A 19,016-nucleotide genomic window follows, 5' to 3' on the forward strand; every position below is an offset into this window, starting at 1 on the left:
GTAACGTTGGTCATTTAAATATGACCTTTCATCATTTAAATAAACGGCCTAGTATGCTTAAAACGGTTATTAACCCTATGAAATTAAATAATTATTTTAAAAATAAATTATGATTGAAACAGTTTTATGGATAAACTAGCGCGCTCAGCGTAGTGAATTGTGCAAAGGTAATGTTTAAAATAAAAAGACAATTTTATCTAAGCGTACCCGCTCAGAAACTATAATAAAAACGGAGTCACATATGCAGCAAGCCAATACACCAATATGGCAACGCTTTAGCATTACCCAGCTAATAATTTTTTTACCGCTAATAGCCGCTATTATGCTCGACTCTCATATACGCTTTTTGTCATCACATATGGATTCAACTAGCCAATATCTGACTATTAATATTCAACTTTTTTTACAGTGTATTCCCTTTTTTATTGCCCATGCGTTTGCATATCGTTTATTACTTACACCCGCAATCATAGTTTGGCTGTTAGGCTTTTTAGCCTATCCATCTCTCTTGCTAGTATTTAATAACCAACTTCTTAACTTTTCGCAATGGCAATATCTTGATGCACAATGTTGGACACTGTGCGCATCTGCAAGTGGTATATGGCTTATTACTAAACGCACTAATAAAAATAACAATGTGTTGAGTAATAAATGGCTTAAATCCTTGTTTTCACTTGATACAGTCGTGTTTATAGTACTTTTAGGTTGGGCAATAGTTACATCAAGCATACTCAATACGCACACTGATCCTATGTTAAACCAGCCTATTGAGCCTGTTATTGATGTTTATAAAGTATTCACACAGTTTGATACTTTTTTGGGTTACCTTTGGCAAATTACTGTTTGTGCCGGATTAGTATATGGAGTGTATTTATTAAATAGATATTTATTAATACGCTACGTATTAACCTATCATGGCGTATTAATATTTTTGTTTGCAAGTTTAATAAGCCTCGTTGTACTTACACCTATATTAACATCGTGCTTGCTACTGTTACCTATTAACGATTTACCCTCAGGCATTGCTAACTTAACACCAGGCGGTAATGATAATATTTTCAGCCCTGAAAATTATCAGTTCGTATTTTTGTTTTTAGCTATAAGCACACCGATTATTTTAGCGTTTGAACGACAGCAACAACACGTTCAAATTAGCAACATTGCCCAGCAACAAACAAAAACAGAGCTAATGCTACTTCAGCAGCAAATTAACCCTCATTTTTTATTTAATACATTAAACAACCTTTACGCGCTGACATTAAAAAAAGCAGATAATGCACCAGATCTTGTTATGCAATTAGCTAATTTACTGCGTTACAGTGTTTATGAAGGCCAAAAAGCACAGGTGAGTTTAGAAAAAGAAATCAATTACTTAAAAGGTTTTATTGCATTACAGCGTTTGCGAAGCGCTGAGCGCTGCAACTTTGATGTGCAATGGCCTGAACATCAACAACACTATTTAATTTCGCCGCTACTGTTAATAATGATTTTAGAAAACGCGATAAAGCATGGTGTAGAGCCCACGTCACAAAAAGTAACGGTTGTGTTTAAAATCACCATGGCCGATAACATACTAACGCTATTTTCCTCTAACCCTATTCTACCTAATAACAATTCAGAGCATGGGATGGGACTTAACAATTTACGCCGTAGGCTAACTCTTTTATATCCAAATAAGCACACATTAATTATTAATGAAAATAAAAACCTTTGGCAAACCACACTTAAATTGGAGCTGGCTGCATGCTAAACACAATAATTGTTGATGACGAGCCGCTCGCGCATGACGTTATACTGCATCATTTAAGTGCCCATAAAGATATTAATATAAGCGGACAATACCTTAACGCTAAAGATGCATTATGTGCTTTAGCCACATCATCTATTGATTTGTTATTTTTAGACATAAACATGCCCGAACTATCAGGGATTGCATTACTAAAAGTGCTCGCGAATCGACCACAAGTGATTATTATTAGTGCGTATCAAGAATATGCTTTAGCCGGTTTTGAACTTGACGTAACTGACTACCTACTAAAACCAGTCTCTGCGCAGCGCCTTGAACAAGCACTCAATAAAGTACGGAAAAAAAGAAAACACATAACGCTAAATCCCAAGGCACCTCTGACTATTACGCTTAAAATCGATCGTGAAAAACATAAAATTCAATTAAGCGATATAGACATGTTTGAAGCGTATGGTAATTACGTAAGAGTATGGCAAGGTGAAAAATCATTACTTGCAAGCAGTACTCTCAAATACATATTGCAGGAACTTGATACTTCATTTATTCAAGTCCACAAATCTTACGTGATTAACAAAAATAAAGTTGTTGCGTTAAGTAATGAAAGCGTTCAACTAGCATCAGGCGTGTCAGTTAAAATTGGCAAGTCATTTAAACAACAAGTGCGCGACATTATTTAACCTGAGATCTTATTTTATGTTTATCTAAAACATAACTTTAAGCTTTTCCCTAACACCGGACCTAAAATTTAGCACTTAACCTTTGCGGCTTTTCTCGCGTTACAAAGTAGCAAATTAGCGAGCCAACCGTTACCAGCACAACACCTTGCCAAAACGAAGCACTCAGCGTAATAGATAAATACAGCGCTGAAATAATAGTAGAAAACACCGGTGTAAAGTACGAAAGTGTGCCAAGCAGCATTAAGTTACCGCCAATAATAGCTTGGTTCCACAGTGCATACCCGCTCCCTACCACTACCCCTGCTAATAGCAATGTTATGCTTGAGCTGAGTGAAAACGTTAATGGCGCTTCATTACTAAAACCATATTGCGCCCATAAACTCATTGCCGTAACAGTAAAGAATAACGTAATGGCATTTTTGCCATTACTCAGCTTTTGCGTAACCACGCAATAAATAGCCCATATAAACGCTGCAGTTAATGCCATTAAATAAGTAACAGGATTATCAGCAAAGTTAGCTACAAGCGTATCGAGTGACATTTCTTGATCGCCCGTAATACACCAAGCAACGCCTAAAAAAGCAATAATCATGCTTGGGTACACCCAATAACTTACTTTTTTGCGACCAATGATAATAGAGAGCAATATAGTCAGCGTGGGCCATAAATAATTAATAACCGCCATTTCCATTGCCTGATGACGGCTATTTGCCATACCAATAGAAAGCGCCAAGCAAATTTCGTACGATACAAATAATAAAGTACCTACTACCAAGTAGCGTCTTGAAAACCCACTAAACTTAGGCACTCCCATAACCAAAATTAAAAATATCGCACTGACAGAGTACATAGCCGCAGCACCACCGATGGGGCTAAACAACTCAGAAATATCCCGTAGTAATGCAACTAAGCAACTCCACAGTAATATTGCAGCAACTCCATAAAGCGTGTATTTATTTTTGCTTAAAAACTCCATTTGCCAATCCAAAAGTACTACTCGTAAATTTGAAACTAAACTAACAGTAATTATTTAATTAAACAATTAGGGTCTGTTGATCTTTCAAGGTTAAATTTGCAGCAGTCTGTTTGGTATTTAGGCAAGGCAGAGCCTATATAGTGTGGTTATTCCCCATAAATGGGCGATAACGTAGCATTAATGCCAAACAGGCGCTGCCCAAAGGGTTCTTCCTAGGGACTACTTACTTTTTGTTGCTCGGTTTTTACTTAGCCCACTAGGTTACAAATCTCGCGCCGCGATTAAATAGCCCCTAGTTTGAACAAATTTTAATCCGCAAAGATCAACAGACCCTAAAGTTTATAGCTTAAACCTCTTCCCCTGTTTTTTACATTCACACTTTTTAGTAATTGACCTTTTGGTCAGTAAAGCTACAATCAATCAATACGTTAAACACGCAAACTCAACAATGACCACACAAATAAAACCAAATAAAAAAGAAGTAACACGCGAAAAAAACCAAAAACTAATTTTAGATGCCGCCGAGCAATTGTTTTCGCAATTAGGTTACGACGGAGCAAGTATGAGCATGGTTGCTAAAGAAGCGCAGGTGCCAAAAGCTAATATTTTGTATTACTTTAAAAGTAAAGATGGTCTGTACGAGTCTGTGATCGACCGCATAATAGCTAATTGGAACTTAGGGCTCGATAACGTCACAATTAACGACGATCCAGCTACCGTGCTTTATAACTATATTAAAAGTAAAGTAATACTCGCCGTAAATCAGCCAATGCAATCTCGCTTATTTGCCAGTGAAATACTGCGCGGTGCCCCTTATTTACAAAACTACTTTAGAACCAATACCCGCCCTTGGGTTAAGCAAAAAGTTGATGTACTTCAAGCGTGGATGGACGCAGATAAAATGGATAAGGTTGACCCCTACCATTTGCTCTTTACTATTTGGTCTACCACGCAGTATTACGCCGACTTTCAGGCTGAGGTTTTACTCGTAATGAACAAATTAGAGTACGACAAAACCGATGTGGCACAAATTACGCAATCAATTGCCCACATAATTTTAAAAGGTATTGGTCTTAAAATACCTGAGCAAAGTGAGACTTAACCCATGACATCCTTTACTACACCCGATTTATTTGACGATCATCGCGATAACGTGCAAGTAGCCGACAGTGGCCTTTATCACTTTGGTAAAAAAACCACGTTTTATGGCAAAGTAGTTACAGTTACCTGTCCAGAAGACAACTCTTTTGCTGCCGATATATTGCATGAAAATGGTGAAGGTAAAGTATTAGTTATAAACGGGTTTGCGAGCAAACGCTTTGCGTTTATTGGCGATATTATGGCTGAGCGTGCCCTAAATAATGGTTGGGAAGGCGTAATAATAAATGGCTGTTGCCGAGATATAGAAATACTCGCCACGATGAACTTACCTGTAATGGCGCTAGGCTCAACACCGCGTAGTACCTTAAAGCGCGGCTTTGGTGATAAAAACCAAGCTGTTACCATGCTTAGCACCACCATGGAACCTAACGATTGGGTTTACGCCGATATTAACGGTTTAATCATCAGTAAAACGTCCCTTATTTAGCGCTCACAACCATATAAATAAAGACCAATTTGGTGCACCTGCGCACCAAATTGGTTTGTTTTAGCTCATTTTAATACCACTATTTTTACAGCCCATATTTACTAACCTCATACAACTCGCCAAATCCTGACCAATTGGACAGGATTTTAATTTGTGGCATTCCTCTTGCTTAGGTTTTAAACAATATAATAAGCTAACCGATTAAAAAGCGGATTAGGCTCTGTAAAATAAAAACAAGATGTTACGCAGTGAGCTGAAAAATAATAAAAATTAATCCGTCTTTTTAATCACTCTAAATCTGAACTGCTTGGTCAGATTTTTTATAACGAGTGGTGATATGAGTAGCAAAAATAATAATACGACCGGTATTTTTTGTGACCATGGTCCTAAGGCATGGCAAACACATTACCAAGGCACGCTTATTAATAAGCGTCTTGCAATAAAAGATGTATTTGCTGTTAAAGGTGAGCGCAACAGCGCAGGTAACCCACACTGGTTTAAAGCAGCAAAACCGGCCCAGCAAACAGCAAGTGCCGTAAATATGTTAATGGACGAGGGTTGTAGCTTTACAGGCTTTACCCATACCGATGAGCTTGCTTACAGCTTAGAGGGAAATAACATTCATTATGGTGCAGCACAAAACCCTAAATTAAAAGGGCATACTTGCGGTGGTTCGAGTATGGGGTCTGCTGCATCCGTTGCTGCTAACTTAGCCGATATTGGCTTAGGCACCGACACTGGCGGCTCAATTAGAATACCCGCCAGCTATTGTGGTTTATTTGGTATAAGGCCAAGCCATAACGTGATTGAAAAAGACGGCCTAATACCGTTGGCACCGCCTTTTGATACTATAGGTTGGCTTACCCAAAGCGCCGAGCTATTAAGCAGCGTTGGCGATGTATTATTACCACAACAACCTATTAATAAAGTAAATACGCTGGTTATTTGCGAAGCACTCTTTGAACTTGTTGACTCCTCTTTACAAGCACCACTGGGTAACCTTTTAGAAAAAACCAAACCTTATTTTAATCATCATATCGATTTTAAGCTCCCCAACGTTGGTTTACTAAGTGAGCTTGCCGATACCTTTAGAATATTACAAGGTCGTGCGATTGCTAAAACGCACCGAGACTGGCTTGAACTCCCAGATCAGCTTTCTCATTTTGCGCCAGCAATTGCGGCTCGTTTTAAAATGGCACTGGCTTTAACCGAGCAAGAAGAACAAGAGGCGTTAAAAATACAGCACGAGTGGCAAACAATAGTCGCTAAAAACCTAAACAAACACAGCTGCTTATTTTTACCCACCACACCCACAACCGCACCTAAATTAGGCGCCGACACAAGCGCCTTACGCATGCAAATTATTACGCTTTCGGCAATTGCGGGCCTTAGTGGCTCAGCGCAAGTGCATTTACCGCTGGCTGATTTAGCAAATGATCATCCTTATGGTTTTTCATTAATGATGACCCACGGTAACGATAAAAGCCTACTTGCTTGCGTACAACAATTAGCTGCACACTTTAAACAGGACACACCGGCATGACCACACACAACATTGCATTTACCGCGTCTCACTTTTCGGCCACTGAGGCGGGTATAAATATACTAAAACAAGGCGGTACAGCTACCGAGGCTATGGTAGCCGCAGCAGCTGCTATTAGCGTTGTATATCCACATATGAACTCAATTGGTGGCGACAGCTTTTGGCTTATCGATAATCCCAATCAAAAAACACCCACCGCTATTGACGCCTGCGGCCGCGCAGCAACTAATACAACACCCTATAACTCGCACACGCAAATACCAGAGCGCGGCGGATTAAGCGCACTGACTCAAGCGGGTACAATACGCGGTTGGCAAAAAGCGCTTGAGCTTGATGAACACGCAGCACTGCCACTTTCAAAAATTTTAGCGCCCGCAATAAAACTTGCTCGCGAGGGCTTTACCGTTACAAAAAGCTTGCAGGCAGGCTGCGAAAAACTAGCCGCTGCTAACAATACCAATGACGCGTTTAAAAACCTCTACATACCCAATGGCAAACCCTTGCAAGCAGGTCAGCATTTTAAAAACCCTAAACTTGCAGCAACATTTGAGCACTTAGCAAAACAGGGTTTAAACGCATTTTATGAAGGTGCACTTGCCAACTCATTTGCCGCTGATTTAGCCAAAGCAGGCAGCTCGATTACCACAGATGATATTGCAAGTACCCAAGCCGAAGTAGTTACCCCGCTAAATGCAAACCTAAGTGGTATTGACTGCTACAACTTACCCGCGCCAACACAGGGCGTGCATTCGCTGCAAATAATTGGTGCCGTAAATAAGTTAAAGCATTTAGCTAAAACCGATGCCGACTGGACACACTTAATTGTAGAGGCAACCAAGCAAAGCTTTACCCATCGCCCTACCCTTTGGGCTGATCCTGAAGTATTAGGGGACGATTATAAAAACGCACTAACCGATGATCGCTTAAGCCAACTTGCTAACAATATTGATATGGCCAAAGCCAAAAAATGGCCATTTAACGCAGAGCCTGGCGATACAGTGTGGATGGCTGCAAGAGATAAAAACGGGCAATTAGTAAGCTTTATTCAAAGTATTTACTGGGAATTTGGCAGCGGAATACTAATGAGCGAAGGCGGCTTTGTGTGGAATAACCGAGGTTTAAGTTTTAGTTTAAGCAATGAAGATATTGCTGCGAGTAACAATAATAATGCCCTTGCGCCAAATAAAAAGCCGGCTCATACACTTAACCCAGCACTGGCAAAGTTTAGCGATGGTCGTCGACTTGCTTACGGAACAATGGGCGGTGAAGGGCAACCACAAACTCAAGCCGCTGTTTTTGCAGGCTACGCGTGGCGAAATAAATCTATAAAACAAGCAATTAGCGACCCTCGTTGGTTACTTGGACGCACATGGGGCGATACAAGTACAAATTTAAAAATTGAAAAAGGGTTAGTTTTTCATATAGAACATGAATTAAATCAACGTGACCACGATTGGGTAAGCGTTGATAATAATAACGAAATGATGGGGCACGCTGGGGCTATTTTAGATACACCTACACGCCTTGAAGCTGCAACAGATCCTCGTTCAGATGGACGTGCAACAGTAACTACAGCAGGAACACAATGTCAGAAATAATAAACCAATGGCCAATAGTAGCGGCCTTAATAGCAACCGGTATTTTTGCCGGAATTTTAGCAGGACTTTTTGGTGTAGGCGGCGGTATTGTTATCGTACCTGTGCTGTATTTTTTACTGCAAGGTTTTGGCGTAAGCCCAGAGTCGGCAATGATGATAGCCACCGCCACATCACTTGCAACCATAGTACCTACTTCGCTTTCATCTATTCGCTCGCATCATAGCAAAGGGAATATTGACCTTGCGCTAATAAAATACTGGGCACCGTTTATATTAGTTATGGCGGTAGTCGGTAGTATTATTGCTCATACCGTTCGCGGTAACGCATTAGTGCTCATGTTTGCCTGCATTGCTATTTTAGTCAGTTTAAACATGTTATTTAGAGCCGGCGCACCCGCGCTTGTAAAACAACTGCCAGGTAAATTTGGTCAAGGCGTTATGGCAAGTATTGTAGGTGGTTTGTCAGTAATGATTGGCATAGGCGGCGGTACTATTGGCGTACCTATGCTAAACGCATTTAATGTACGCGCCCATGTTGCAGTAGGTACTGCGGCCGTTTTTGGTTTATTGATTGCGCTACCAGGTGTTATTACCTTATTAAGTATTGGCACAACGCCAACCGATGCTCCCCTAGGTACGTGGGGGTTAGTTAACCTCCCTGCCTTTTTTCTTATTATTCCGCTGACTATTTTATTTGCACCTATTGGCGTAAAAATTGGTAGCAAGCTGGATCAAAAACAACTAAAACGCGCTTTTGCCGTTGTCTTAATGATAACCGGCATTCGCATGCTCATTCAGACTCTGGGAGCCTAAAATATGTTTAATAACACGCAAGTTCAAACCTTAAACCCACCACAGCGTTTATTAATGGGACCAGGCCCAATTAATGCAGATCCTCGTGTTTTACGTGCTATGTCGGCGCAACTTATAGGTCAATACGACCCAGTAATGACCGGTTTTATGAACGAAACCATGGCGCGTTACCGCGAAATTTTTAAAACTAAAAACGAATGGACCATGCTAATAGATGGCACATCGCGCGCAGGGATTGAAGCCGTATTATGCTCAATTTTACGCCCAGGCGATAAAGTACTAGTGCCAATTATGGGGCGCTTTGGCCACCTACTTGCTGAAATAGCAGAACGCGTTGGCGCAAAGGTGCACACAATAGAAGTACCGTGGGGCGAAGTGTTTACGCCAGAGCAAATCGAAGAAGCCATTGTTGATGTAAAACCCCATGTACTTGCTATGGTACAAGGCGATACATCCACCACCATGAACCAACCTCTTGAGTATATTGGCGATATTTGCCAAAAGCACGATGTACTATTTTATTGCGATGCTACCGCATCTATTGTGGGTAACGAACTTCCTGTCGATGAATGGAAACTCGATGCACTTTCGGTTGGCCTACAAAAATGTTTAGGCGGTCCTTCTGGGTCAGCGCCATTAACACTAAGCGATAAATGCGCCGATTGGATCCAAAAACGCAAAAAGGTAGAAGCAGGCATTCGCACGGCCGACCATACCGATGGCACAGAACCCTTTGTGCGCTCTAACTATTTTGATTTAGGTATGATCATGAATTACTGGGGAGAGGAGCGCCTAAATCATCATACCGAAGCCACTAGCATGCTGTATTGCGCCTCAGAATGCGCCCGCATAGTCATTGAAGAAGGCGTGGATAACTGCGTAGCGCGCCACAAATTACATGGCGATGCCATGCTAACGGGCATTCAAGCACTCGGCTTAAATGTATTTGGCGATTTAACACATAAAATGAACAACGTACTGGGAGTGTATATACCCGAGGGCATTAATGCCGATCACGTACGCGGACAAATGCTAACCGATTTTGGAATAGAAATTGGCACCTCGTTTGGACCACTTCATGGCAAAATTTGGCGTATTGGCACTATGGGCTACAACGCCCGAAAAGACACCGTACTACAAACATTGGCAAGTTTAGACGCTTGCCTACATGCCAACGGTTACAAAGGCCCTAAAGGCGAGGCCGCCATTGCAGCCCTTGCTCACTATAAATAAAAAAAGGATTTAGCATGACGATTGTAAGCCCACAACACAGCCCTTTATTAGGTAAAGAACGTGCCAATACCCACGCAGCACGCGCTTTATCTCGCTGTAAAACCCTCAGCGCACTATCGCAAATGCAAGGCGGCATTCACCGAGTGTACTTATCAAAAGAGCACAAAGAGTGTAACGACGTTACTGCATCGTGGATGGTTGAGGCAGGCATGCAATCGTGGCAAGACGAAGTGGGCAACCTTTGGGGGCGGCTTAAATCATCAAACCCACATGCTAAACGTTTAATTATAGGATCGCACCTCGACACAGTACCAAACGCAGGTGCATTTGATGGTATTTTAGGTGTACTACTGGGGATAGAGATTGCAGCGCTTGCAAATAAGCTAAAGCTCGACCTGCCCTTTCATTTAGATGTAGTGGGCTTTTGCGATGAAGAAGGCACTCGCTTTGCCACAACTTTAATTGGCTCAAAAGCACTCGCTAACGAGTTTGACCCACAGTGGCTAAATATACAAGATACAAGCGGTATAACTATGCGCCAAGCCATGCTCGACTTTGGCTTAAACCCTAACGACTATGCAAAGGCCGCACTAAACAAAAACGAATTACTAGGTTACTGGGAAACTCATATTGAACAAGGGCCAGTACTCGAATCGGTTAATCAGGCGTTAGGCGTTGTAACGGCTATTGCAGGGGCAAAACGCGCCATGCTTACCCTAACAGGTCAAAGTGGTCATGCGGGTACAACCCCTATGAATTTACGTCAGGATTCCCTAGCTGGTTGCGCTGAATTAGTAACCGAAATCGAAAAACTAGCAAACAATGCTAAAAATGGCGAAGTTGCCACCGTAGGGCAAATACAGTCGCGCCCCGGCGCTACAAACGTGATTGCAGGCAAAACAACCATAAGCCTAGATGCACGCGCACAAAGCGACACCGATCTCGCTAACTTACTAAGCGCCATACAAAGCAGCGCTCAATCTATAGCAAGCAAACGCAATTTAACGCTTGATTGGCAATGGACTCATGCCGCCGATGCCGTTGCGTGTGATACTCAAATTCAGCATTTGTTTTCAAGCGCATGTAAACTCAATAACCAAGCATCGCCTTCACTTGCTTCAGGCGCTGGGCATGATGCAATGGCAATCGCGCCTATTTGCCCCATTGGCATGTTATTTATACGCAGCCCTGGCGGTATAAGCCACCACCCTGCAGAAGCAGTTATCGACAGCGATGTAACAAAGGCACTCAGTGTAATGTACAGCGCGCTTTTACTTTATGTGAAAGAGTGTGAGTGATTTTAAGGTAATCGAGTAAACCAAGTATATTAACTTGGTATGCTTAGGGGCTTAAACCTCCTCAAAGTCATTTGGAGGTTGTTACTAAATGCAGGAATATTCGTTATTTAAAGTAGATTTATCGGACTGCCCTTTGCTCTTTTAGGCTAAGGCGTTTATGTGAGCTATATACATGTTGAATGTTTGTACCATTAACCAAATATGCATCCATTTCAACGGTAATTAAACCCGATAATGGCTTGATTTCTAGAACACCCAACTCACCTAAATTTGCAGATAGTAAAGTATTATTCCTAATAGCTAACAAAGTTTTGTCAGTATCTCGTAAGTCACCATTCACATATAATTTAGCACCACTAAACCAATTGTTAATTATTTTAACTTTGATTGACTTAATAGTAAATTCAAAGGATTTTCTCATCAGATCTCCATATTCAGAAAATGTAATTATTATACTTTGTGTTCTTATGTGTTTGGCGCACAAACACTTTCGTTTAATACCCGCTTAGTCGATGCTGGGTAATCTTTTAGTGCAGCCAAAGGGCGAATTGGCCGCTGAACCAAATTACCTGAGCAGTTTGGGCACACGTTATTTAACAGCGTTTGGGCACAGCCAGAACAAAATGTGCATTCAAATGAACAAATAAAAGCCTCTGTGGACTGTGCAGGTAGATTCTTATCACAACATTCACAATTAGGTCTTAAATCTAGCATTTAGAGCTCCCTTTTATCCACCCAATGCTGAGTAAATATCTATTACCTTTTATAACTTTTGATACCTGATGCTCACTTACATCAGGGCGGAATAGCTTAACCCGCTTTGTTTCAAATATCGGATCACTGCAAATAAACTCACCACCCAAATCTGCTTTTTTAAGCACTATATTCAATCGATAGTGTTTACCAGATTCAACTTTGTCTGTGTGTGGTGCTATTTCACTTCCTTGTGGGAATTTAAGCAAATATGTATCAAATTTAATTGGCCACGTAGCACCACAAATCAACATTTTATCGTAGCCTGATTTTTGTCGGCCTCGCTCCCAACAAAATAATTTACTCAAAAAAAACATACAATCCCTCGAAACAGCTAACAAGCTGCAGGTTAACTCGTTTTTTATTTTTATTGATAAACAAACCATAGCCGAGTTCATATTTTGATTCAATCGATTATTGTATTTTACGTGGGATATAAAAGAGAGTTTTAATGGTGTTTTGATTGGCGTTTTAAAAGACATTATGGTGGCTATAATTACCTAGCAAATCAAAATATAGCCACCCGTTTTACTTTAATGCTTATTTAATCGTTACCTTTGCATCACTTACCCATGTTTCAGTTATAGCTTCATCATTTTTATCAACTAAATACGCGCGTATGTTCACCGGATTGTTGTTAGCTTGTTTGTAGTCAAACGCTAATCGCCATTGGTTTGTACCAACTACCGGATAAACTCCAATAGGTTCTAGTATTTCACCGTTGCTGGCTTCAACTATCGGCTTTATACCACTTTTGTTATCTAAGCCTTTAAATACTGGACCTTCAAAATCAATCACCATTTTGTTAACGCCTTCAGGAATTGGCTGGCCGGGAATTCCGCCTAAGCCTTGGCGAGTATTTACAACGCTTGCAAGGTTTTTTGATTTTGGATCGAGTGGACGCCACTCAATATCATAAGAAAAGGTAAACTCATCACCTTTGCGCGCCTCTTTTTCGGGCACCCAATAGGCCACAATGTTGTCAAACGTTTCATCTTTTGTAGGAATTTCGATTAACTGTACTGCGCCTTTGCCCCAATCGTCAGTAGGTTTAATCCACGCTGATGAACGCTTATTGTAAAATACGCCGTCGTCTTGGTAGTTATTAAAGTCACGATCTCTTTGGATTAAACCAAACCCTTTTGGGTTCTCATCAATAAAGCTATTGGTCGACACCGACTGAGGATTATTTAATGGGCGCCAAACGTATTGACCCGATCCTGTGTGAATAGCTAAGCCATCGCTATCGTGAATTTCAGGGCGCCAGTCTTTAGCTTCTGTTTTATCTTTTTGTGAGTACCAATACATACTAGTTAGCGGTGCTACACCTAAGCGTTCAACATCGGCGCGCATATACAAATTTGCCGTTACAGAGGTAATATGGCCTTTAGCTTCTTTGTTATCTTTGCTTAAACCAAATCGATAAGCACCAGTGATAGAAGGCCCTTCAAGCAATGCCCAAACAGACACACTTTCACCTTTTTTCTCTGCGGGGCCAATCCAAAATGCAGAAAAGCGCGGAAATTCTTCTGGCTGATTCATACCCGTATTAATTGCAATACCTCGGGCTGACAGTCCATATTGCCCCTCTGGCCCGTCGGTACGAAAATAAGACGCACCTAAAAAAGATATCCAATCTGGTTTCATATCTGGGCGCATTATTCTAAAGCCTGCAAATCCAAACCCCTCTGGGAGATCGTGAGCTGGGCTGTCATCAGGCATATCAAAAACGTCATTACTAAAAGGTACATTTTGAACCTGATTTTTATCATCTCGGATGTAAATACTTACTGGCTCAGGAAAATATCGGCCAGGGTAAAATAATTGTACGGGCGCCTTTTTTCCACTTGGGTATAAGGTTTCATCTTCTTTAAAGCGTATTTTCCAATGTTCGTCATACGTAATTTTATCGATTAACTCCGGCGCTGGCACCTTAGTTGGCGTATAGGGCTTTTCGGCTGAGGCTTTTGCCAGCGCTTTTAAATCTTCGAATGAAAACTCCGTTTGATCTACAGCTTCTGTCGCGTAAGACGACATCGAAGTGCTAAAAATAATTGCGATAAATAACTTTAATTTCATAAAAAGAATGTCCAATAAATTGAGTCAAATAAAAATGGGAACGCTGCACGAACGTATGTTTAACTTAAAGTTCTGTATGGATATTACGTGACGTAATATGAACTAGCGTTTACTAAAGTATCCTTATTTGACTACAGGACCTCCCATAATTAATTTGTTTTTACGGGAATTGGTTTTAAGGGAAATTGCACGCGTTTAATGATATCGCTGAAGTGAAAATAAACGGAGATTGCGCTGTTTATTGGACGAAGCCGTCAAGAGGTATGGATATATTTAGGTTTTAGTTGCCCACTATTCCAAGGCAAATATTTGTAGAGTGGCTGGTTTTTCTATTCGTTGTAGTTACATAGTTGATTTGGGCTAAAGCGTATTATAAGCAGTAATAAGTGAAGGATAAGCCTATATAGAACTCTGGTATTTAAATCGATAAGGATTACATTTAGGTGTTGAAAACAAAGAGGCTCACCACTTTTAAAATTTGCAATTAATAGCTAAATTTGACTAGTCGTCCACCTCAGGGCGTGTTGTTACGTGTTTGTTCATCGTAGCTAAAAGATCTTCTTTACATTTATCAGGTTTCAACGACTCAGGGTTGAAAATTATGGCAAGTACTTTATCAACATATACATAGATTGAACCATTAACTTCTTCGATATGCTCTACAACATCCCAGTTATAAAAGTTATAACCATATTGGTGGATTTCTTTTATACCATCAGCGCTTATTTCAAACTCTTTAGGACCAATCATTATTCCATTTTCATTTGGTGTAAAACATTGTGCAATTTTCACTTCCATAAATTTACTGAGAGCGACGTAAATAAAAAATAAAATGGATAATGTGAAAACAGAAAAGAACAACTTATTTTCTATTCCGCCAGACTGAAACTGAAAGAAAGACATAAAACTAAAAGTTAGCACCAACCAAAGACACACATTTTTAAGCATGGGTATCCATGTATAGGATTTCAACGCCTTGGATGCTGTGTGAGCGTAAAAAGCGTCATAGTCGGCTTTAGATGTTTTAATTTTAAGATTCAAAAGATTCTCCATAATCTGAGATACGTATAATTAGCCTGTAGATTAACTCGTTTTTTATTTTTTATTGATAAACAAACCATAGCTGAGTTCCTATCAACTTAAAATCAATTTACCCATGCATTTATTGACCGTAATATTCCGCTTTTTATTTTAAAGAGAATCAGGCTTAATAAAGCCAAGTTGTTTACCATTCTATAATTGATAATTTCCGTAACGGTTAGAATAAGGTCACCCTAACTGCCCTTCATCATTAGTCATTCAAAACGCCTTTAACTGTATTATTTTTTTAAGACGTTTTTTAATGACCTTTTGCTCGCAATAAAGCCCGATAAAACCACCAACAGCAATTGAAGCCACAACCAACAACCAATATAAAGAGCTGTTAGATTCCTGAATACCCGAAATATAAAGGTATAAGTTGAACGGGATAATAAAAAATAAGCTACCTAGTACTTTAATGAATTCCCTAAAAAGCTCTGTATCAGACTTTGCTTTGTCGATATGAGAGTTAATAGTTTCATTTGATATCTCATTTAGCTCTGGGTATGTTTTTTGTAACCAATTTAAATAATTCAATTATGCATCCTTGTATTTTTATATCTAGTACTGCCTTAAATAGGCAAAATATATTTGCTAAAGTAAGCGACATAGCAGTAAAAACCAGATTTTTTTTGTTCTGCTTTACGACTTGTTATACGTTTTTACTACTCACTATTAGATTACAAGCTATCACCACATCAGATCGGTAATACTCTACAATTTCAGCTAACTCTTTATCTGATTTAACTAAGAACTCAGCGGAACATCTTTCTCTAACATGAATTAAAGGTAAATGATCTGTATCAGATGAAATTACACCAAATACATGAAACTCAGTATTCCAGCATTGACCATACTTTTTATTTCCAATTTGACAAAGATTCATAACTATATTTAAGTAATCATCATCGCTTTCAAGTAATTTGGTAGCAAGTCTAATTGCATCATCAAACATTTTATTTACACCGAGCTTTAGAAGCGTATAACGAGGCTGTAGAATAGCTCTAACAGCCAAATAATAGTAAGTTAAAATAGAGACGCAGAAAAATGTTATTTGTCCTAGTTTATTACTTGTTATAAACCATTAACTACCAAATTCTCGGCTAACAATTGCTGCGGGGACAATATCTTCTGGTAGATCACTAGAAGCCTTTTGAGCAAAGTCACCAGCCATACCAAATACTTTGTCAACTGGATCGACTTTCACTCCGTTTTCGACAGCTAACTCCAGAAGTTTCTTGCCGATATCGTTACAAGAACTAACCCAGTTTTTTGGTAATTTCCCCACAGTGATTTTAGGCTGACAAACTAGTTTAAAAGTTTCTTTACCTTCTTGTGTTTGAATTGAAACATCAACGAACCCACTTTTATATGGGTTAGCGAATACACTAGAACTAACCAGAATTATTGCTCCGACAAATATTTTTTTCATGACACTTCCTTATGGTTTATAACGGGCCTATAGATTGGCTCGTTTTTTATTTGTTTTTATTGATAAACAAACCATAGCTGAGTTCCTATTTTGGTTCAATCTTTTACTGTATTTTACGTGGAATATAAAAAGAGTTTGGTGTTGTTTTAATTGACGTTTTGGAAGGAATTACTGGAAAATTTGGTGTGGGTGTTTTTTACTCTGATGGGCAAAATATATTTGTTAAAATAAGTGATGCAGCAGAAAAAACCTAGCAGTTGAGGATCATCATAACGTTGGTAATATCCCACTTTTATTTTAAAGGAAGTTAGGCTCAATGAAGCCGAGTTATTTACCATTTTTTAATAAAAATTGTTGTCGTCTATCGGGCTACCAATTACTACTTTCATCTTGTCAATACAGCTCAGACTTTTGCGTGATGCACTTTCATGGATGTAACCTAACTCACTGCTATCATTGATAATTGACGTAAAAGTCAGAATGGGTGTCATCCTAACTTTTAGCGCTTGCTGCCCACCTCAGCGCGTGTTGTTATATGCCGCTTTAAACTTACTATAAAGCAACTTCCATTTTAAAGTAAGAAACATCAGCCTTATAAAAACGTTCCCCGTATGGCTGCATACCGAAGCGCTGATAGAAACTTAAAGCTGATTCTCTAGCATCACACCAAAAAAAATTTACAACCGTATTATTAAGAGAGTGAAGAATAAACTTTAGCATTTGAGAGCCAATGCCTTGCCCTTGATAATCAGTTTTAGTAGCAAACTTACGTAGGCGAGCTTTATCTGATTTTATGTATACGGAGGCAACACAAACAAGCTCGTCATTAACAAAGGCACCAAAATGCATTGCGTCATGATCGCCATCAACATGGCAATATTCCGGAGGCTTGTTTGGCCAAAGAACACTTTGTCGAAGCGGGATTGTTTGCTCCCAGGAAATATTGCGAATTTCCATATGATTTTGCAGAGCCTCCATTGGCTTATAACGAGCCTGTAGATTAACTCGTTTTTTTATTTGTTTTTATTGATAAACAAACCATAGCTGAGTTCCTATTTTGGTTCAATCTTTTACTGTATTTCACGTGGAATATAAAAAATTGTTAGCTGTTGTTTTAATTGGTGTTTTGGAAGGTATTACGGGAAAGTTTAGTGTGGTTGGCTTTTTACTCTTTCTTTCATTGTAGCTCAGCTTTTTGCGTGATTCATTTTTATAAAACTCACTTAACCCGCTGCTTTAATTTATTATTTATGTAAAAGTTAGAATGAATTTCATCCTAATTCTTTAGCTTTTGTTTAACTCTATTTTTGAAACGTAAAATACAATACCAGCAACAAGGCCTACTATAGAAAATAAAAACAATTGTAAAAAGCTATATCCATAACCTATTAACGTAATTGAACCATTTTCGACCAATACCTTACCATTAATAATTGAGCTATCTAAACCTGAAGGGAAAACAAAAAAGAAAGAAACTAAGCAAGTAGATATAACTGAAGATTTGAGCACTGTATTTAGCGAATAATCACAACTTTTAGTGATAAATTTATAAATTGGAAATGCTGTTACTGGAACTAAAATTAGAACAACTATTAACGTCCAAATAAATATACCAAAAGGAATAATAGTAAATTTCATTTCAATTGCCATTGGCGCTAAAAATGCAACAACTAAAGAGGCTAAAATAAAGCTAAATATTGTTCTCAACTCGAAACCCTCTTAGAAAGCTAACGCCTGCCATAACCGATTTGTGGCGCTCTTGTACTAATCCGGTTAATGGTTTTGTTATATAGCGTCAGCGTCAAGTCCAAATTTTTTCTTGTTTAAAACTAGCGCTGCCAGCACAGTTACTCCTAACACTGTACCAACAGGGAACATGAAGAGTAACAATGTTGAATATATTATTAGTGCCCAAAAAAGCCACTTAGTTCGATAGTTTAAGCCCACAACGGAAAATGTTAAAAAGCAAAGTGCAACTAAAAATAAGATGAACCCTGTTACTGTAGACAAAGCTGTTGATGACATTTCTTCTTGTGATATTTTAGGTTCATTACTTCCAAACAGCGTTATCTCTTGAAATGAAGAGGACATAATTAAATACGAATCAACAATTCCCCAAAGAGGTGCCCAGAAAAGCAATAATCCCAAAACTGCGACGTATTTCCCTATAGTTTCCTTGTTCATCATCTCTCCTCACGTT

At 39.4% G+C, this 19,016-nt stretch carries 21 protein-coding genes; 9 read left to right on the forward strand and 12 right to left on the reverse strand.

Annotation, left to right across the window (positions count from 1 at the left end):
• Positions 1-241: 241 nt before the first annotated feature.
• On the forward strand, positions 242-1,750 hold the full coding sequence (locus I6F43_RS02380; RefSeq protein ID WP_165721709.1) for a sensor histidine kinase: 1,509 nt from the start codon (positions 242-244) through the stop codon (positions 1,748-1,750).
• Entirely contained in the window at positions 1,744-2,424 is a 681-nt protein-coding gene (locus tag I6F43_RS02385) for a LytR/AlgR family response regulator transcription factor (RefSeq protein ID WP_165721710.1), read from the forward strand. The genes I6F43_RS02380 and I6F43_RS02385 overlap by 7 nt, the downstream gene beginning before the upstream one ends.
• Before the next feature lie 61 nt (positions 2,425-2,485).
• Here I6F43_RS02385 and yddG read toward each other — a convergent pair whose 3' ends face one another.
• The gene (yddG, locus tag I6F43_RS02390) at positions 2,486-3,400 is read right to left on the reverse strand and encodes an aromatic amino acid DMT transporter YddG (protein WP_165721711.1); all 915 of its coding nucleotides are present in this window, start codon (positions 3,398-3,400) and stop codon (positions 2,486-2,488) included.
• 448 nt (positions 3,401-3,848) lie between these two features.
• Between yddG and I6F43_RS02395 the strand changes: the two genes are divergently transcribed.
• From I6F43_RS02395 to I6F43_RS02425, 7 genes are all read left to right on the forward strand, one after another.
• On the forward strand, positions 3,849-4,502 hold the full coding sequence (locus I6F43_RS02395) for a TetR/AcrR family transcriptional regulator (RefSeq protein WP_024597735.1): 654 nt from the start codon (positions 3,849-3,851) through the stop codon (positions 4,500-4,502).
• 3 nt (positions 4,503-4,505) lie between these two features.
• Complete coding sequence (locus I6F43_RS02400) at positions 4,506-4,988, forward strand: putative 4-hydroxy-4-methyl-2-oxoglutarate aldolase (protein ID WP_165721712.1); 483 nt, start codon at positions 4,506-4,508, stop codon at positions 4,986-4,988.
• Positions 4,989-5,325: 337 nt separating this feature from the next.
• Positions 5,326-6,531: an amidase family protein gene (locus I6F43_RS02405; RefSeq protein ID WP_197100835.1), complete on the forward strand. Its 1,206-nt coding sequence runs from the start codon at positions 5,326-5,328 to the stop codon at positions 6,529-6,531.
• On the forward strand, positions 6,528-8,129 hold the full coding sequence (locus I6F43_RS02410) for a gamma-glutamyltransferase family protein (RefSeq protein WP_197100836.1): 1,602 nt from the start codon (positions 6,528-6,530) through the stop codon (positions 8,127-8,129). The genes I6F43_RS02405 and I6F43_RS02410 overlap by 4 nt, the downstream gene beginning before the upstream one ends.
• Positions 8,117-8,941: a sulfite exporter TauE/SafE family protein gene (locus I6F43_RS02415; protein ID WP_024593246.1), complete on the forward strand. Its 825-nt coding sequence runs from the start codon at positions 8,117-8,119 to the stop codon at positions 8,939-8,941. The genes I6F43_RS02410 and I6F43_RS02415 overlap by 13 nt, the downstream gene beginning before the upstream one ends.
• Positions 8,942-8,944: 3 nt before the next feature.
• Positions 8,945-10,174, forward strand: a complete 1,230-nt coding sequence (locus I6F43_RS02420; RefSeq protein ID WP_165721715.1) for a pyridoxal-phosphate-dependent aminotransferase family protein — start codon at positions 8,945-8,947, stop codon at positions 10,172-10,174.
• A 14-nt stretch (positions 10,175-10,188) separates the two neighbouring features.
• Positions 10,189-11,472, forward strand: a complete 1,284-nt coding sequence (locus I6F43_RS02425; RefSeq protein ID WP_165721716.1) for an allantoate amidohydrolase — start codon at positions 10,189-10,191, stop codon at positions 11,470-11,472.
• Between the two features lie 118 nt (positions 11,473-11,590).
• Here I6F43_RS02425 and I6F43_RS02430 read toward each other — a convergent pair whose 3' ends face one another.
• The 11 genes from I6F43_RS02430 to I6F43_RS02480 all read right to left on the reverse strand — a co-directional run bounded on the left by I6F43_RS02430 (position 11,591) and on the right by I6F43_RS02480 (position 19,000).
• Entirely contained in the window at positions 11,591-11,893 is a 303-nt protein-coding gene (locus I6F43_RS02430) for a hypothetical protein (RefSeq protein ID WP_033023834.1), read from the reverse strand.
• Between the two features lie 44 nt (positions 11,894-11,937).
• The gene (locus I6F43_RS02435; RefSeq protein WP_197100837.1) at positions 11,938-12,186 is read right to left on the reverse strand and encodes a DUF1272 domain-containing protein; all 249 of its coding nucleotides are present in this window, start codon (positions 12,184-12,186) and stop codon (positions 11,938-11,940) included.
• Positions 12,180-12,542, reverse strand: coding sequence for a 2OG-Fe(II) oxygenase (locus tag I6F43_RS02440; protein WP_101216351.1), 363 nt, complete (start codon positions 12,540-12,542; stop codon positions 12,180-12,182). Before I6F43_RS02440 ends, I6F43_RS02435 begins: the two co-directional genes overlap by 7 nt.
• Before the next feature lie 223 nt (positions 12,543-12,765).
• The gene (locus I6F43_RS02445; RefSeq protein ID WP_024591956.1) at positions 12,766-14,304 is read right to left on the reverse strand and encodes a glucan biosynthesis protein; all 1,539 of its coding nucleotides are present in this window, start codon (positions 14,302-14,304) and stop codon (positions 12,766-12,768) included.
• 501 nt (positions 14,305-14,805) lie between these two features.
• Positions 14,806-15,102, reverse strand: coding sequence for a hypothetical protein (locus I6F43_RS02450; RefSeq protein ID WP_197100839.1), 297 nt, complete (start codon positions 15,100-15,102; stop codon positions 14,806-14,808).
• A 501-nt stretch (positions 15,103-15,603) separates the two neighbouring features.
• Positions 15,604-15,921, reverse strand: a complete 318-nt coding sequence (locus I6F43_RS02455) for a hypothetical protein (RefSeq protein ID WP_165721719.1) — start codon at positions 15,919-15,921, stop codon at positions 15,604-15,606.
• Positions 15,922-16,036: 115 nt separating this feature from the next.
• On the reverse strand, positions 16,037-16,339 hold the full coding sequence (locus I6F43_RS02460; RefSeq protein WP_165721720.1) for a hypothetical protein: 303 nt from the start codon (positions 16,337-16,339) through the stop codon (positions 16,037-16,039).
• A gap of 129 nt (positions 16,340-16,468) precedes the next feature.
• Positions 16,469-16,816 (reverse strand): hypothetical protein, encoded by a 348-nt coding sequence (locus I6F43_RS02465; RefSeq protein WP_024593237.1) that lies wholly within the window; start codon positions 16,814-16,816, stop codon positions 16,469-16,471.
• 552 nt (positions 16,817-17,368) lie between these two features.
• On the reverse strand, positions 17,369-17,773 hold the full coding sequence (locus I6F43_RS02470; RefSeq protein WP_024599991.1) for a GNAT family N-acetyltransferase: 405 nt from the start codon (positions 17,771-17,773) through the stop codon (positions 17,369-17,371).
• Positions 17,774-18,100: 327 nt separating this feature from the next.
• Positions 18,101-18,523: a hypothetical protein gene (locus I6F43_RS02475; protein WP_024593235.1), complete on the reverse strand. Its 423-nt coding sequence runs from the start codon at positions 18,521-18,523 to the stop codon at positions 18,101-18,103.
• A 78-nt stretch (positions 18,524-18,601) separates the two neighbouring features.
• Positions 18,602-19,000, reverse strand: coding sequence for a hypothetical protein (locus I6F43_RS02480; protein WP_165721721.1), 399 nt, complete (start codon positions 18,998-19,000; stop codon positions 18,602-18,604).
• Positions 19,001-19,016: the final 16 nt, after the last annotated feature.

Source organism: Pseudoalteromonas sp. NZS71_1 (genome assembly GCF_015864305.1).
GTDB lineage: Bacteria > Pseudomonadota > Gammaproteobacteria > Enterobacterales > Alteromonadaceae > Pseudoalteromonas > Pseudoalteromonas arctica.